Source organism: Tatumella morbirosei, assembly GCF_000757425.2.
Classification (GTDB): Bacteria; Pseudomonadota; Gammaproteobacteria; order Enterobacterales; family Enterobacteriaceae; genus Tatumella; species Tatumella morbirosei.
Genome location: NZ_JPKR02000003.1, coordinates 544294 through 561503, shown reverse-complemented (window position 1 = coordinate 561503; position 17210 = coordinate 544294). Strand labels below are relative to the sequence as shown.

The 17210-nt window shown below is 50.4% G+C and carries 12 protein-coding genes; 8 read left to right on the top strand and 4 right to left on the bottom strand.

Features of this window, described 5'->3' with window-relative positions; genetic code table 11:
- Positions 1 to 12: 12 nt before the first annotated feature.
- From HA49_RS05435 to HA49_RS05420, 4 genes are all read left to right on the top strand, one after another.
- Positions 13 to 3711, top strand: a complete 3699-nt coding sequence (locus HA49_RS05435) for a glycosyltransferase family 2 protein (protein ID WP_038021023.1) — start codon at positions 13 to 15, stop codon at positions 3709 to 3711.
- Between the two features lie 31 nt (positions 3712 to 3742).
- Complete coding sequence (locus HA49_RS05430) at positions 3743 to 4549, top strand: glycosyltransferase family 2 protein (protein WP_038021022.1); 807 nt, start codon at positions 3743 to 3745, stop codon at positions 4547 to 4549.
- A 143-nt stretch (positions 4550 to 4692) separates the two neighbouring features.
- Positions 4693 to 5412 (top strand): RNA polymerase sigma factor FliA, encoded by a 720-nt coding sequence (locus HA49_RS05425; RefSeq protein WP_038021020.1) that lies wholly within the window; start codon positions 4693 to 4695, stop codon positions 5410 to 5412.
- A gap of 36 nt (positions 5413 to 5448) precedes the next feature.
- The gene (locus HA49_RS05420; protein ID WP_046791679.1) at positions 5449 to 5970 is read left to right on the top strand and encodes a flagella biosynthesis regulatory protein FliZ; all 522 of its coding nucleotides are present in this window, start codon (positions 5449 to 5451) and stop codon (positions 5968 to 5970) included.
- Here HA49_RS05420 and HA49_RS05415 read toward each other — a convergent pair.
- Entirely contained in the window at positions 5950 to 6858 is a 909-nt protein-coding gene (locus HA49_RS05415; protein ID WP_038021019.1) for a LysR family transcriptional regulator, read from the bottom strand. The genes HA49_RS05420 and HA49_RS05415 overlap by 21 nt on opposite strands.
- A 102-nt stretch (positions 6859 to 6960) precedes the next feature.
- Here HA49_RS05415 and HA49_RS05410 point away from each other — a divergent pair, with 102 nt between their 5' ends.
- Both HA49_RS05410 and HA49_RS05405 read left to right on the top strand, forming a co-directional pair.
- A complete protein-coding gene (locus HA49_RS05410) occupies positions 6961 to 7374 on the top strand; it encodes a carboxymuconolactone decarboxylase family protein (RefSeq protein WP_038021018.1) in 414 nt (137 codons plus the stop codon).
- Positions 7375 to 7542: 168 nt separating this feature from the next.
- The gene (locus tag HA49_RS05405; protein WP_046791678.1) at positions 7543 to 8532 is read left to right on the top strand and encodes a helix-turn-helix transcriptional regulator; all 990 of its coding nucleotides are present in this window, start codon (positions 7543 to 7545) and stop codon (positions 8530 to 8532) included.
- A 61-nt stretch (positions 8533 to 8593) separates the two neighbouring features.
- Here the strand turns inward: HA49_RS05405 and HA49_RS21425 are convergent, their stop codons facing one another.
- Together HA49_RS21425 and putA are read right to left on the bottom strand one after the other, a co-directional pair.
- Positions 8594 to 8716, bottom strand: coding sequence for a small membrane protein (locus tag HA49_RS21425; protein ID WP_156994561.1), 123 nt, complete (start codon positions 8714 to 8716; stop codon positions 8594 to 8596).
- Between the two features lie 278 nt (positions 8717 to 8994).
- Complete coding sequence (putA, locus tag HA49_RS05400) at positions 8995 to 12948, bottom strand: trifunctional transcriptional regulator/proline dehydrogenase/L-glutamate gamma-semialdehyde dehydrogenase (protein ID WP_038021016.1); 3954 nt, start codon at positions 12946 to 12948, stop codon at positions 8995 to 8997.
- A 412-nt stretch (positions 12949 to 13360) separates the two neighbouring features.
- Between putA and putP the strand changes: the two genes are divergently transcribed.
- Both putP and phoH read left to right on the top strand, forming a co-directional pair.
- Complete coding sequence (gene putP, locus HA49_RS05395) at positions 13361 to 14845, top strand: sodium/proline symporter PutP (RefSeq protein ID WP_038021014.1); 1485 nt, start codon at positions 13361 to 13363, stop codon at positions 14843 to 14845.
- 784 nt (positions 14846 to 15629) lie between these two features.
- On the top strand, positions 15630 to 16418 hold the full coding sequence (gene phoH / locus HA49_RS05385) for a phosphate starvation-inducible protein PhoH (RefSeq protein WP_038021011.1): 789 nt from the start codon (positions 15630 to 15632) through the stop codon (positions 16416 to 16418).
- Positions 16419 to 16555: 137 nt separating this feature from the next.
- Here the strand turns inward: phoH and HA49_RS05380 are convergent, their stop codons facing one another.
- Positions 16556 to 17113, bottom strand: coding sequence for a TetR/AcrR family transcriptional regulator (locus tag HA49_RS05380; protein WP_038021009.1), 558 nt, complete (start codon positions 17111 to 17113; stop codon positions 16556 to 16558).
- Between the last annotated feature and the right edge of the window lie 97 nt (positions 17114 to 17210).

Genomic DNA, 17210 nt, shown 5'->3' with positions numbered 1-17210 from the left:
CAGGGGATAGGAATGAAGAGAATACTTTTTTCGCTGGACAGACTTAGGCAGTTCACGGCGGCTGAGTCTTTACTGTTGCGTCTGGCCAGATGGTTTCTTCATCAGGGTTGGTCGGTGGATATTACCGCGCGACTGACAGACGGGGAATACCGGCAGCAACTGACGCAATTATCGCTGGCAGGGCCACTTCGTCTGTTTATCGATAATGACTCACCTTCACCCGGGCAATCCTCCAACGACCTTTACCGCCACTATCAACTCATCTGGGTGTGTAACGGTTACCTTTCTGCCAGGCTGATTGAACTTATGCATCGGGGTGAGTTGCATGGGTGCTGCCTGTTTCAGCATTTCTCAGCTTCTGTGCCGGGTATGGGTGAAGAGATTAGTGCCCTGGCAAACCGACTCGCCTGGCGCGTTATGACGGACTCGCCGCGCAGCTATGCTGCACAGCGCTTACGTGGTGCATCGGGTCCAGCCATGCGACTGCTACCCCTGGCGTTTGACGATGACCACAGTGACCCAGGCAGCCCGGCGGGGGGGACGCTAAAACACATCCTGTGGGTCACTCAGAGCCTGAGTCCGGCACTGAGTGAGCTGACAACGATGTGCCGTTTACGGGGAGTTCGTCTGGATGTGATGTTGTTAGCGCAACAAACCTCAGCACTGACCAATCAACAACTTAGTCAGTATCAACTGGTGGTGGGAGAACACCAGTGGGTGGCGCGGGCACTTTGTCTGGGTATTCCGGTGTGTATTGCCGGGCAGGGCGGCTGGCATGGTTATCTGACAGAACAGTCACTGACGATGGACAGCGATAATTTTTTCATCGCCACGGGAGGGAATCAGCCTGATATTCAGCAATACTGCGATGCATTAATCAACGGGTACGCAAAGGCACAGCAATGGGCAACCGGCTTTAAATCCAGCGCGTTGCAGAACTGGTCTTTGTCTGCGCTGTTACCACCGCTGCTTGATTCTCTGCCGGCAGCCGGCAGACTGACGCTGAATGATGCAGATGCGAAAGAATGGATGATGGTAAGGAATATTCTGGCACAGCAGGCCGATGACTCCCGGCCATTACTACAATGGCTGAAACAGCGGGAGATCAGTGAGACACGGCGGGCTGTGCTTTCTGCCATTATTGCCGGGCAAGGAGAGGTTGCCCGTATCGGAGTGATAATACTCGACCGCAGTAATGATCGGACGCAGTGTGAAAACAGCCTGCTGTCAGTTCGTCAGCAATCGCTGGCGGCTGAACATTGCATACTGATTAGCACCATGCATTACTCGTCGTTGCTTCAGGAAAATGAGAAGCAATTGACTCTGCCGGTTGACGGGCAGGCACTGCTTCAGACAACTATCCGCTATAAAGCGACCAGCTGGCTGGTCATTGAAGCCGGCACCCGTTGCCTGAATGACAGCCTGTTATTATTTGCGGAACATCAGTTACAGCAGCCCGGCATTCAGGTCTGTTATAGCGATATTTTACAGGGAGACAGCCTCGAAGATGCGCAGTTACTCCTGAAACCAGACTGCAATATCGACCTGCTACGCAGTCAGCATTATCCGGGAGAGGAGTTACTGGTCACCGCTGCATGTATCAAACAGTATCTGGTGGAGGACGCCTATAGTAATGAACTCATATTCAGTGAGCTTATCTGGCGGGTGATTGAACACAGCGGACCGGGCGCAGTCGGGCATCTGCCGGAAGCCGTGTTGCTGGTCCCTGATCGCCAGGGGGTGGAATCAGTCACGGCACAACGCCGGGAAATTACCCTTCAACATCTGCAACGTTGTGGCAGTGAGGGGTGGATAGAACCGGGAACAGCAGGTCGCCCCGACCAGCTACATTACCCTTTGCCACTCACAGCTCGTGTTTCCATTGTGATTGTCACCCGTGATAACCAGCCATTGCTACGTCGTTGTCTTGACAGCTTAACCGAACAGACTCGCTGGCCGGATTATGAACTACTGATTGTCGACAACGGTTCCTGTCAGGCAGACGCCTGTGATTATCTGAATCAGTTACAGGCGCTGAAACTACGGAATCTGAAAATACTGCACTGGACGGATGGCTTCAATTTTGCGGCTATCAATAATTTTGCTGCTGCCAGGGCGACAGGTGATTATCTGTTGTTTCTCAATAATGACTGCAGCTTCAGTGATTGTGGCTGGTTAAATAATCTGCTGGAAATCGCTCATCGCCCGGAAGTCGCGGTGACAGGGGCAAGGCAGTTGTTCGCCGACCAACGTATCCAGCATGCGGGGTTTATTACCGGATTTGGCAGCGGAGTCGCTGAAGCCTTCCGTGATTCACCGTCCACTGTGAGCGGATATTCTCATTACCTGCAGACAGCCCAGCAGGTATCGGCGCTGAGCGCATCCTGCCTGTTGGTCCGGCGCAATGTATTTGACACCGTCGGCGGTTTCGATGCACAGCATTTCGCCGGGGGAGCCGCCGATATCGATTTTTGTCTCAGGGTCCGCCAACAAGGTTATCTGGTCGTCTGGACGCCACAAGCGACACTGCAACATATGGGCGGTGCCACACGACTTTCTGCTGCCTGTTATCCGGCCGAATCTGTGGCAGAACAGCAGGGCAATGACGCATTGCGTGAACGCTGGCAGGGGGCCTTATGTCAGGATATTCGTTACCACCGTCACTTTACCCGCACGGGTCAGCCTTTCTGTCTGTCACACCGGACAGCCAGAGTGCAGTTCCCGTTACCAGGCAGGCCGTTGCCGGTAATGATGGCAGGCCATGTTAATTTTACCGGTTGTGGTCATTACCGTGTGATACAACCCTACCAGCTAATGGAACAACAATTGCAACTCGAAGGCGGGTTGATCCATGGTTTGCCTGCGGCTATGGAAGTCGCGGCAATACAGCCGGATATTTTGTTATTACAGATGCCGTTTGATCCGCAGATTGAAGAAACTCTCCGTCAATACCGACAGTTATCCGGTACCAAAATTATTATGGAGTATGACGATTACTTCCTCCGCCTGCCGCGACACAATCAAAACCGCCATAAATTACCGAAAGACATTGCCGGCCAACTGAGGCGGACCATGGAGAGTGCCGATCATCTGGTGGTATCCACAGCTGCGCTGGCCTCGGCCTATGCCGGATTGCACAGTGATATCAGGGTCGCACAAAACCGACTTAACCCGTTGCAATGGGGCGCATTAACCAGTGCCCGGAATCAGGGAAGGAAGCCGAGGCTGGGTTGGGCTGGAGGCAACAGTCATACCGGCGATCTGGCTATCCTTCAGCCACTGATTGAGGCATTAGCTGATGAGGTGGAGTGGGTATTTATGGGCATGAAACCGGCACAGTTCACGGGTGAGTTTCATAGTGGTGTGCCGTTCGACTGGTATCCGCAGAAACTGGCGAGCCTGAGTCTGGATCTGGCTCTGGTGCCGCTGGAAATTAATCTGTTCAATGAATGTAAAAGCAACCTGCGCCTGCTGGAACTGGGAGCCTGTGGTATACCGGTGATCTGTAGTGATATTGAGCCTTACCGCGGCTCACTCCCGGTGACCCGGGTCAAAAATCACTTCAGGCACTGGATGAAGGCCATCCGGGAACACCTGAGCTCACCGCAGGCACTGGCCATCAGAGGAGAGACATTACAACAGGCAGTACGCCGTGACTGGCTGCTGACTCCCCAATCACTGGCAGAATGGCAGCAAGCCTGGCTTGAATAAACCAGCCTTTGCAAAGTTACAGGAGTAAGTCATGAACAGACCATCGGGACGCATCGGCGTCGGTATTGTAACCTTTAACCGCAAGCCAGGGTTCCTCCGGCTCTGGAATACTTTACCCAAAGACCAGATTGATGCGTTGATTATTGTTAATGACGGTCGGCCGGACGCTGAATATCGTTCGTTACAGGCGATGCTGGTGGAAAATCCGCAAAATCAGGGCGTCGGATGCAGTAAAAATACCGCACTCAGATATTTGCTGGCACAGGATGTCGACCACATTTTTCTGATTGAAGATGATATTTATCTGAAAGATCCACAGGTATTTGAACGCTATATTTCAGCCTCTGCAGAGACCGGAATACAGCATTTTAATTTCGCATTACACGGTCCGTATAACGTTGATGCACAAGGGCAGCCACGGCCAAGATTGCAAGTGGACTATGCTTCATTTCGTCTGCCTCTTTATCCCAGTTGTGTTGGCGCCTTTTCCTACTACAGCCGCCGCTGTCTGCAACAGGCGGGGCTGATGGATGAGATGTTCTATAATGCTCTGGAACATGTGGAACATAGCTGGCGTATCATCCGGGCGGGAATGCACCCGCCGTTTTCCTATTTTGCTGATATCGAAAACTCCGGAGCTTATCTGGGGGACGAAGGCTGGAGCACACGCCAGTCCACTATCTGCAGCCAACTGACATTCCGGGCTATCTGCCTGACCGCCGCCATGCAATTTGAAGATAAGTATGGTTTTGCACTGTCGACATTGCCGGTGGCCGACCGTCAGGCGGCGATTCGTTCTCTGCGGAGTATCAGGGCGCACTTTTCTTCCCGCCAGTAGTTTCTGCGCTGGTCATCTCATCACCTGACCGGCGCATTTTTCAGTCGCATAACACGTTTAATTTTAACTCTTTTTTCCTTCGATAGTTCTTATCCCTGACGGTTGATAATTTCTCCACGGCCCTGGCAAATCAGGATGGAATTGTGGAGAGCTTATATACCGCCGAAGGTGTCACTGATAAACAGGATATCTGGCAGCAATATGTACAGCTGGTAAGGCATGAAGCCTTAAGGCTGCAGGTGCGACTACCCGCCAGCGTTGACCTCGATGACCTGATTCAGGCCGGAGGAATAGGTCTGCTGAATGCGATAGACCGTTACGATGCAACCCAGGGGACGGCATTTACGACCTACGCTGTACAAAGAATCAGAGGGGCAATGCTGGACGAATTACGCAGCCGTGACTGGGTTCCCCGGCGCGTCCGGCGCGAAGCCCGTGAAGTAGCTGCAGCGATCGCTCAACTGGAACAGACAACGGGTAAGCCGGCAAGTGAGCAGGAGATTGCCTCCTTCCTGCGAATAAGTCTGGCGGAATACCGGCAGATTCTGATGGAAACCAATACCAGTCAGTTATTTTCGTTGGAAACGTTATGTGAAGACAACGGCGACGGTATGGAATTGATGATGGAACATCGTGAAGAAAGCAATCCGTTACATCAGCTACTCGACCATAGTCTGCGAAATCAGGTGCTGGAAGCGATTGAGGGGCTGCCTGAACGCGAAAAACAAGTCCTCAGCTTTTACTACCAGGACGAACTCAATCTTAAAGAGATAGGGGCTGTTCTGAATGTCGGTGAATCAAGAGTCAGCCAGTTACACAGTCAGGCAATTAAGCGGCTGCGCGCTCGTCTGAAAGATGATTAACGGAAAAAAACTCAGCGCCGGAGCGCGTAAAAAATCATGAAAACTCACTATCAGCGTTTAAGTCGCTACATTCGCGATTATAAGTATGCCCTGCATCACTGTAGTAGTTGTGGCAATGAACTCAGCCGCGTGCGGCTGTTACTGTCCGGTAAACTGATTACTCATAAAGATATTATGTATATGGATCGCCCGGTCACTGCACAGGAGTGGCAGGCCTTTTTGACCCGGCTGGAACCAGTGTGCCGGTTTTGTTCTACCGTCAGTAATGGTCGTCAACCGACATTGTTTGATATTCAGGCATTTAAGCAGGCACTGCTGGCTGATGGATGCCTGTGTCTGGCGACTATCAGGGAATATGTCATGCGCTTACGGCGACTGGATCAGGCGTTAACGGAGCAAGGCTACACCCGGGAGAAATTGCCGGACTATCATTCTTTCGAATTATGGGATCAACTGTTACCGGAAAAAAGCCGGATAAATTACCGCATAGCCCTGGCAAAATATGCCTGCTATTTCCCGGGAGACACACCGAACGAATCAGTTACGGAGTGCCGATAACTGTTTGCCAAACCGGGACATCAATAGTTCGATAAAACGACGATGTCCCGGCAACGGCTGCCGGTCAGCAAAGCTAACCACCTGTACCGGCTTGGCTGGCGGAAGAAAATCATTCAGCAACGGAATCAGCCGATGTTGCACAATGTCTTCTGCCAGCAGAATTTCCGGCTGCATAATAATTCCCAGCCCTTTAAGTGCTGCTGCACGCAATGCTTCACCATTATTTACCGACATGCACAGACTGACAGGGATGCGCAAAGGATGTCCTCCCGATTGAAGAGTCCAGTGCTTACTGGCCTGTGGATGTGCGAATCCCAGGCAGCGATGGTTGCTCAAGTCTTCCGGCCGCTGTGGCATCCCGTAACGGCTCAGATAATCCGTGGTAGCACAAATCACGGAACGGTAGGGGGCCAGTGAGCGAGCGACGAATGCGTTAATATTGTCTGTTTCACCAATACGAATCGCGATATCTATGGCCTGTTCGGCCATATCGGGTATTACATCACTCAGTACCAGCTCCAGATTAACCTGTGGGTAGAGGGTCAGAAATTCAGCGCATAACGGGGATAGGGCATGAACACCAAAAGTAACCGGCGACGCTACCCGCAGCCGGCCGCGGGGTGAAGATTGCAGCTCCCCGGCCAGTGATTCTGCTTCATCCACGCGGGCCAGAATTTCACAACAGCGCTGATAGTAACTGAGGCCAAATTCAGTCAGGCTTTGCCGTCGGGTTGTACGGTGCAGTAGTCTGACACCGAGCATTTTTTCCAGGGCTTTAATATGCAGGCCGACCATGGTGCCACTGATTCCCACTTCTTCTGCGACCGCGGCAAAACTGCCTTTTTCTGCAACCCGGGTAAAAATCGCCATACTTTCAAGTTTGTTCATGATTGCCAGGTAATACTTGTGAAAGATAAAAGTATATCGATGTTTATCAAGTGGGGTTAATCAATTTTAATAACGTTAATCCCACTATCAAGGAATCAGAACATGCTAAGTCATCCCGAATTACGCCAGCGAGGTACGCAACTGTTTGAAAGTTTGTACGGTAACGGGGCCGGAGAGGCCCTGCAACAGGATATGGCCGGCCTTTGTCCGGACTTTACCGATATTTCCATCGAATGGGCGATGGGCGGTATTTTGAGCCGGCCGGGATTAGATCCTAAAATTCGGGAACTGGTGGTGATTGCGTCGTGCGTTACCCTGGGCCATCCGGTTCCTCAGTTACGGGCACACACGCTGGCAGCATTGAATGCCGGAGCCAGCAGGGTAGAGATCATCGAGAGTATATTACAGTTGTTGTTTTACGCCGGAGGTGCGGCAGTGCGTAATGCCCTGGTGAATATACGCGATATTCTGCCTCCTGAAGAGGCGACGACAGTAGCCAGTGAAACTGGAAGGTAATCAGAGTCTGATCACCTGAAAAGGCACCGTATTCTGTTTTTGGTTAGCCATTCCGGTGACATATTTTCACAAGAAAAATTTATGATTCATTAATGGTGTTTGGCCGGGAAATTTTGTAAGGTTGTTGTATAGTCTCATCTCCGCCTGCGGGCAGATTCGAAAATTATTATGACCCGGCCATCATCATTATATACCCAGCATATCCTGGAAGCCTCGGATATTGATCCGGAAAAGCGCTTTCATGATATTGAAGAAAATCTAAGCTGTTATGGTATTCGTGTAGTTAATAACCGACGACCAGAAGATATTATTGCCAAACATAAAACGATTTCCGCAACCGGTGGAGATTACTGCAGTGCAATGGGCTCTGACAATCAGACTATATTTGATCCACATGCCGTCGCCGAAACTTCGGTATTTATTTCCATGTTGATGGAAGGAGAGCAATTAGTCAGTGGTCGAGACCGTTCGGTAGCGGCACGTGTTCGCCCGGGAAGTTTGTTTATTCATCAGCGTGCGGATTTTTATCACTATCATGCGAAAGGGGTAAAGCAGTTGTATGTTATTCCCTCGAACACGCTTAGCTCCCCATTATTCATTGGTAAAATTAATACCCCTGTGGTGGTGGTTGATAAACATCCACTGTCGGGGTTTATAAAATCCCATATGCAGTTACTGGATAGTCACTCTCACTCTTTATCACAGCGGGAAACCGAAACCGTAGTTGACGGTTTAATGAATATGGGATTGCTGCTGTTATCTGATATCGCTCAGGAAAAAGGACTGCAGGCCACCGGGAAACGTGCATGGTTATTTAACAGTGCCAGCTCATTGATTCAACAGAACTATTTGTTACATGATCTTAATCCGGATTTACTGTCGGTGATGATGAAATGCTCCAGAGCCAGCCTGGATCGGGCATTTCAGGAACAAAATACGTCGGTGATGGCCGTGATACGTGAGTGCCGTTTAAATGCTGCCCGTGAATTACTTGAAACGCATCCGGAGATGCGTATCGAAATGATTTCCTGGAAATGTGGTTTTGTCAGTCATTCACGGTTTGGTAAATTATTTCGTGAAAGATACCAGGTAACACCCAAATTATGGCGTGATTATCATTGTGCGCATTCTGGTATATCTTCGTTAAGTGCTGAGTGACAGTTTATTACATCTGTAATCATTATGTTTTCATTTATTTTTAAAGTTTAATTTTCCAGTATTAACGCCGAAACGTTGGAAACTTTTTGTATCTTCTTTCTTTCAGGTATGAATATAAACTATAGATGGCGGTCGCGACCAAAATAACAGCAATGATTAATAAAGCAGCGGTAGTTAAGTTCATCAGTACTTTATCCTTGGCATTAAATAACACAGAGAAAAGATTTGCACCGACGTAGTTTATATCTGTCTAAACGGACGGAACTACAAACGGAGAAAGTGCTGACTACTATGATTTCAAATAATCACGCGGTAAACAGCGTTTAGCCTCAAGACTGGTCAATGGGCATCAGCAGGCAGAGAAAACAAGGGAATGGGGCAGGTGAGTGTGCCAGGAAAAGGGCCTAAGAGGAATAAATTCAGGAGGTCCCGTGGCGCAGGAAGCACCACGGGACAGAGCGGTTAGCCGATAGTCATCAGACTGGCATTACCTCCGGCAGCGGCAGTGTTGATACTGACCGCACGTTCAAGGAGTAACCTTTCGGTGAGGATAGCTGATTCTCCCCGGGAAAATCCCTGTACCGAAACAATCGGGCCATTGCGTCCGGCAACCTCTTTGCATAACAGAATTAACTGATCAGCATCGCCGTGAAAAATTACCGCGTCATAGGGCTGACTGGCTGGAGTATCACTCAAATCAATCTGCTGTCGAACCTCTGCAGGAAGCTGTTCCAGCCAGCTGCGGGTCAGCTCATTATCATTCCATAATACGCGACAACCGGTGCAGGTAACGGCCGCAAGCTGGCAAAAGGCATCCTGCTGATTATCTGCTACGCACCATATCCTTTCCCGTGGCAGTAGTGTGTAACTGTTACGTTCCCCGGTGGGACCGTTAAGCAGTCGCAGGGTGTGACTCTGATTATTTTCAGCGAACTGTCGGCATTGTGCCGTCAGCAACTGATTATCCTGTGCTGAAGCAAAGTCACTGAGGGCTGAAAACGCAGCAGAGACAACCTGACCGTCCAGCGGTGAAGCCAGTCGTGATAATGTCTGTTTAGGGCCGTTATCCGGACGAGAGGAGAGTAACCGGTAAAGATAGAGAGGCCCTCCGGCTTTTGGTCCTGTTCCAGACAGTCCCTCGCCACCGAAGGGTTGCACTCCGACCACCGCGCCGACGATATTCCGGTTCACATAGAGATTTCCGGCGCAAATATCACGGGTGACGTGATTAATGGTCTCATCAATACGGGTATGAACCCCGAATGTCAGGCCATAGCCGGTGGCATTAATCTCATCAATCAGAGAAGATAGCTGATTGCGGGCATAACGTACCACATGCAGCACCGGACCGAACACCTCTCGCTGTAAATCTGTCGGACGATTTATCTCAATCAGTGCCGGGACTACAAAGCGTCCGTTATTCAGCGCTGTCAGTTTATCGCTATCTTTATGAGTAATCCGGCTCACTTTAAAGCCTTGTTCTGCCATTGAGGCAATATGTTGCTCAATCATCTGTTGAGCCTCTTCATCAATAACCGGCCCAATATCGGTCGTCAGAAGTTCCGGGTTACCTGTACGATATTCGGCCATTGCTCCCCGCAACATTTCCAGCGTATGGTCGGCAATATCTTCCTGCAGGCACAATAACCGCAGGGCAGAACAACGCTGACCCGCGCTGTCAAAAGCAGAAACTATCACATCAGCCACGACCTGCTCAGTCAGTGCAGAGGAGTCGACTATCATGGCGTTAACACCACCAGTCTCAGCAACTAATGGCACAGGTTGTCCACGGGGATCCAGCCGGCCAGACAGGTTACGTTGTAACAAAGAGGCTACTGCCGTCGAGCCGGTGAAGATGACTCCGCGAATGGAAGAATCGGCGACCAGCTGTGCCCCCGTCGTTTCTCCCTTACCAGGCAGTAACTGTAGTACGCCCTTCGGAACCCCGGCCTCATGCATGATTTGTACTGCCCGCATGGCAATCAGTGGTGTCTGTTCAGCAGGTTTGGCCAGTACGGCGTTACCGGCGGCAAGCGCTGCAGCTATCTGACCCGTGAATATAGCCAACGGGAAGTTCCAGGGACTGATACAGACCACCGGACCCAGCGGGCGGTGAGTCTCATTATCAAAATCAGCGGCGACTGCAGCGGCATAATAACGCAGGAAATCTACGGCTTCCCGCACTTCTGCGATAGCGTTCTGAAACGTTTTTCCGGCTTCACGGACCAGGATACCAATCAGTGTCTGTATCTGATCTTCCATCATCATGGCCGCGTTTTCGAGGATAGTTGCCCGTTCCCCCGGAGGGGTAGCAAACCAGATAGTACAGGCGGCGTTGCTGGCTTTCAGGGCGGCGGTGACTTCCTGTTCGGTAGATTCCCGGACGTAACCGACAATGTCCCGGATTGCTGACGGATTGAATACCGGCAGAGCGTCCGGCCGCTGCTGCTCCGCCAGTGGTTCAGCATCAATCAGTGGTTCAGCCAGCCAGGGACTGGTGGCACTGTTCAACAGGGCGCTGGATAAAGAGGCCAAACGATGTTCATTGGCCAGATCAAGTCCGGAAGAGTTTTGGCGATCGCTGTGATACAACTCACGCGGCAACGGGATTTTCGGATGTGGCAAACCGGTGACCCCTTCCTCCCGGGCCAGTTGTTCGGTCGCCAGCACAGGGTCAGTAATCAGGTCATCGAGAGATAAGGTCTTATCGGCTATCCGGTTAACAAACGAAGTGTTGGCACCATTTTCCAGCAGACGTCTGACCAGGTAAGCCAGCAGTGTTTCATGAGTACCCACCGGGGCATAGATGCGGCATGGACGGTTAAGTTTTCCTTCAGACAGCGGCCCCACAACCTGTTCATACAACGGCTCCCCCATACCATGGAGACACTGAAATTCGTACTGGCCAGGATAGTAGTTGTTGCCTGCCAACTGATAAATCGCTGCCAGACTCTGTGCATTGTGGGTAGCAAATTGCGGATAAATCAGGTTGGGTACTGACAGCAATTTACGGGCACAGGCCAGATAAGAGACATCGGTATAGATTTTACGCGTATAGACCGGATAGCCTTCCAGCCCCTCTGTCTGGGCACGTTTAATTTCGCTGTCCCAGTACGCACCTTTGACCAGACGAATCATCAAACGGCGGTGACTACGCTGTGCCAGATCAATCAGAGAATCTATCACGAACGGACACCGTTTCTGGTAGGCCTGGATCACAAAGCCTATACCGTTCCAGCCTTCGAGTTCCGGTTCAAAACAGAGTTTTTCCAGCAGATCGAGTGACAGTTCCAGCCTGTCAGCCTCCTCCGCATCTATATTGATACCGATGTCATATTCACGGGCCAGCAAGGTCAGGGATTTCAGCACCGGATAAAGTTCCGCCATGACCCTGTCATACTGTGCCCGTTGATAGCGAGGGTGCAGAGCTGACAGTTTGATCGAGATTCCCGGTCCTTCATAAATGCCCCGGCCGTTGGATGCTTTACCGATGGCATGAATCGCTTGCTGGTAGGAGAGCAGGTAAGCTTCGGCGTCTTTGTGCGTCAGGGCGGCTTCACCCAGCATATCGTAGGAGTAGCGGAAACCTTTATCCTCCAGTTTCCGGGCGTTAGCCAGGGCTTCAGCGATAGTCTCGCCGGTGACAAACTGCTCCCCCATCAGACGCATGGCCATATCTACCCCTTTACGCACCACCGGCTCACCACTTTTACCGATAATTCGGTTAAGGGAACGTGACAGGTTGGCTTCATTATGGGTAGCAACCAGTTTGCCGGTCACCAGTAATCCCCAGGTCGCGGCATTAACAAACAGAGAGGAACTGCGGCCGAGGTGAGACTGCCAGTTACCGTGGCTGATCTTATCGCGGATTAAGGCATCACGCGTGGGTTTATCCGGAATACGCAACAGCGCTTCTGCCAGACACATCAGTGCCACACCTTCCTGTGATGACAGAGAAAACTCCTGTAACAGGCTCTGCACCATCCCGGCACGACCACTGCTGACTTTTTGCTGACGTAACTTTTCGGCCAGTTGCAAAGCCAGCTGCTGAGTCTTCTCTGACAGAGCCGGGGTCAGGCGTGCCTGCTCAAGGATCATCGGAACGGCATCAGTTTCCGGGCGACGCCATGCCGCAGTAATGGTTGAACGGATCACCGACTGTGGCAGGACCTGCTCAGCGAAATCCAGAAAGGGCTGCACGTTCTCTTCTTTGACGGGGAAGGCGTCGGGTTCATGGCCGCCAGCAAGCTGCTCAGAAGCCCAAGGGCTGTTACCGGATTCAATTGCCTCCAGCAAATTAAACACCGCCTGGCGAATCAACCAATGAGGCGTCCGGTCTATCTTTTGTGCGGCGAGTTTTAGCCGCTCCCTGGTATCTTCGTCCAGCTTTACACCCATTGTGGTGGTGGTTGCCATGTCTGTCTCCGTTTGCTGTGAATTCTTATAGGTTGCACCTCAATATCCTTGAAGTTGCAACCTGTTGCAACTATGAAAAACTTATGAACCGGAATGGTAGTACTTGGGCTGAAAAGTTAAGAGTTTTACCGTCGGTTGTTATTTTTTAGAGGGTGCGGCTGATGGGGTTATTTATGCCGTTAAATACGGGTTGCATAAAGTTGCAATGTTGAAAAATTTGATCCGACGCTGGTTGTGAATAAAAAATAAGTGCGTTCCATGTAACAACATGTTACTTCATTGTTGCAACTGGCAGGGAGGGTGGAAACTACACGATATGCGTATTATCTGTGCGTAAAGCACGGGGGATAGTGATTTTTTCGTGCTATTTGCTCAGACTGTGCCTGATAATAAGCAAAAAATGGAGACAAACATGACAGCCAGTACCCCGTTACTTGTAACATTTATTATTTATATCTTCGGTATGTTGCTTATTGGCTTTTTTGCCTGGCGATCGACCAAAAATTTCGATGATTACATCCTGGGTGGTCGTAAACTCGGCAGTCTGGTCACGGCACTTTCTGCCGGTGCCTCAGACATGAGTGGCTGGCTCCTGATGGGATTACCGGGTGCAATTTTTCTGTCGGGGATTTCTGAAAGCTGGATAGCGATTGGTTTAGTCATCGGTGCCTGGCTGAACTGGAAAATTGTGGCCGGGAGGTTACGTGTTCAGACTGAGCATCATAATAATGCCCTGACTTTACCGGACTATTTTTCCAGTCGCTTTGAAGACCGGAGTAAAGTATTACGGGTGATTTCGGCACTGATTATTCTGGTCTTTTTTACCATCTACTGTGCCTCGGGGATTGTGGCGGGCGCCAGGCTATTTGAAAGCACTTTCGGTATGAGTTATGAAACGGCTCTTTGGGCGGGGGCGGCAGCGACGATTGTTTATACTTTCCTGGGCGGCTTTCTGGCTGTCAGCTGGACCGATACGGTTCAGGCCAGCCTGATGATTTTTGCTCTGATCCTCACTCCTGTCATTGTTATAATTGCGGTGGGTGGCATCCCGGATGCTATGAAGGTTATCGAAGCCCATGGTCCGGGGTTTACCGATATATTCAACCGTACCAGCTTTATTGGCATTATTTCTCTGCTCGGTTGGGGACTGGGCTATTTTGGACAGCCGCATATTCTGGCACGTTTTATGGCCGCTGATTCACATCGTTCGATGCGCGCTGCGAGGCGGATTGGTATGAGCTGGATGATTCTTTGTCTGGCAGGGGCGGTAGGTGTTGGATTCTTCGGAATAGCGTATTTTGATACCCATCCGGCGATGGCCGGAGCCGTTAATCAGAACGCCGAACGGGTATTTATCGAACTGGCAAAGATTCTGTTTAACCCGTGGATAGCCGGCATACTTCTCTCGGCTATCCTGGCGGCAGTGATGTCCACACTGAGTTGTCAGTTGCTGGTCTGTTCCAGTGCACTGACTGAAGATTTTTATAAGGCTTTTCTACGCAAAAATGCGGGCCAGCGTGAGCGTGTCTGGGTAGGGCGGTTGATGGTATTGCTGGTGGCACTGGTGGCTATTCTTCTGGCTCGTAACCCGGAAAACAAGGTCCTGGGCCTGGTGAGTTATGCGTGGGCAGGATTCGGTGCTGCCTTTGGCCCGGTGGTACTGCTGAGTGTTTGCTGGAAAAATATGACCCGTAACGGCGCACTGGCAGGGATGATAGCGGGCGCAGTCACTGTGGTTATCTGGAAGCAATTTGCGTTGTTTGGTTTGTATGAAATCATCCCCGGGTTCATTGTCGGGTTACTGGCAATTGTGATTTTTAGTAAGACTGGCTCACGCCCTTCTCAGGAAGCTTTGCAACGTTTTGAAACTGCACGTCAGGAATTTCAAAACGATTAATTCGGTACACATCTGACAATAACGTCTGGTTAAAAACCCGTGATATTACTCTGTCGCGGGTTTTTTTATGGGTAAGCATCATGGCGGAATAAAGTTTGCCAGGACAATCCTGTTGTCCTGTCTGAAAACGCTAAAACAAAATGAAAGTATTCACCGTTTCGTTGATGGAAGAATATATTTCAGTGAGTGGTTATTTTTTCAGGGACAGCCACTCATTCGGAGTCAGATGGGTTATTTTTTGCTCAAAAAATAACCCGCATCAGGTCGCCAGAATAAATTGTCAGCATTACCTGACGGAGCCAGCAAAGAAAACGAGGCTGGCGGCCACTATTTATTGTTAACGCCAGTTTTGACGGAAATATAGTAACGTTATGTTTTAAAAGGTTTATCTAATTCTGTGTTTTAAGCTGCTAACTATTTTTTCGCGAAAGAGTAAAAATATTGTTGCATTTCACTGCCTGTCAGGTGCAAGTTATTCAGTGAGAGTATCTGTTTTACGCGGGACTTCGGAGAGTGTGCATGAATTGTGGCTGTATGCATCACATCAGAAACATTTCGCTTATGTCGCCAGGCATAGGTACAGGCTTCACTCTAAAATCATCGTCTTTTTATCATTTATATTCATTACTGCATGTCTCTTTAACCGGTACACGTTTATCAGAACGATGTACTGCTCTCTACGGCTGTTCATGGCTTAAAAGGAAGCCGGTAAACCTCTAAAGCGTTCACGTATACGTGCCTGATGTTCAGGCCCGGAAAATGAAACCAACTGTAAGGTGCCAACATGGGAAGACAGAAAGCAGTGATTAAAGCGCGTCGTGAAGCGCGCCGGGTAATCCGTAATGATTCGCGCAGTCATCGTCAGCGTGAGGAAGAATCGGTCACTTCGCTGGTGCAGATGGGGGGAATGGACTCTATCGGCATGGCCCGCGACACCCGGGATCGTTCTGTAATTGCTGCCCGAAATGAGGCTCAGGCCCGTTATCTGGCTGCCATCGAAACCAAACAACTCATATTCGCTACCGGGGAAGCCGGATGTGGTAAAACCTGGATCAGTGCTGCGAAAGCAGCAGAAGCGCTGTCTAATAAAGATGTCGAACGTATTATTGTGACACGTCCGGTATTGCAGGCTGATGAAGATCTTGGTTTTCTGCCTGGTGATATTTCTGAGAAATTCGCCCCTTATTTTCGTCCGGTGTATGACGTTCTGGTAAAACGTCTCGGTGCTTCTTTTATGCAATATTGCCTGCGTCCTGAAATCGGTAAGGTTGAGATTGCTCCGTTCGCCTATATGCGTGGCCGGACCTTCGAAAATGCTTTCGTGATTCTGGATGAAGCGCAAAACGTGACTGCGGCACAAATGAAAATGTTCCTGACACGCTTAGGGGAGAATGTGACGGTTATCGTTAACGGAGACATTACTCAGTGTGATTTGCCGGCAGGCGTGACTTCAGGACTGGGGGATGCATTAGCACGTTTTGCTGATGATGACCTGGTGGGGCTGGTACGTTTTGATAAACAGGACTGTGTCCGTTCCGAATTGTGCCAACGGACGTTACTGGCTTACGGTTAATTTTCCACCCCGGGCTACAGCTGGCGGCCAATTGCCGGTTGATAGAGGGAAACGTTAGTCTCAGGCCGCAACCGACAGGTTGCGGCCTGTTTATTGGGCACCTGCCACCCCTGTCGGTTACCAACAAAGGAGAGGTATTACGGGCTGATGACCCGCCGGGTGAGATCACTGAGCAAGGCTATGCACTGAGCAACAGGTTCACCGCGTTGGGCGGTGACTATTGCCCCGTCAACTGCCATGGCAATCATGGCAGCCTGTGTTTGCCCCCCGGCATACGCGGCCAGCAAACCGGCAATAGTCACTGTCATATCCCGTTTATGTTCACGAACCCGTTCTAGTGCCTCAGGTAGCATGTCACCTAATTCTGCTGCTGTATTGGTAAAGGCACAGCCCCGGAAATCTTCGCTGTTAAACCATTGAGCCATCGTCTGACCAATCGCCTGATCTAACGGTAATCCTTCAACCCTACAATACTGTAATGACTCTCTGAACCATCGCATCCAGCGCTGGTGACGGTAATCCAGAAACTCAAGAATCAATTGATTTTTCGACGGGAAATGACGGTAAAACGTCACCTTGGTGACGGCAGCTTCCCGAATAATCAGGTCAACACCGGAGGCCCGGATACCGGCTCGGTAAAACAGGTCATGAGCGGTTTCAAGTATACGCTCACGGGCAGCAGAGGGTTTGGTCATCAGAAGTCTCCTTTAAAATTAAATTATAACTCATGTAGACAGACTTGTCTGCATGAGCTACTCTGCATGTAGACAAAGTTGTCTACATAACGTTAAA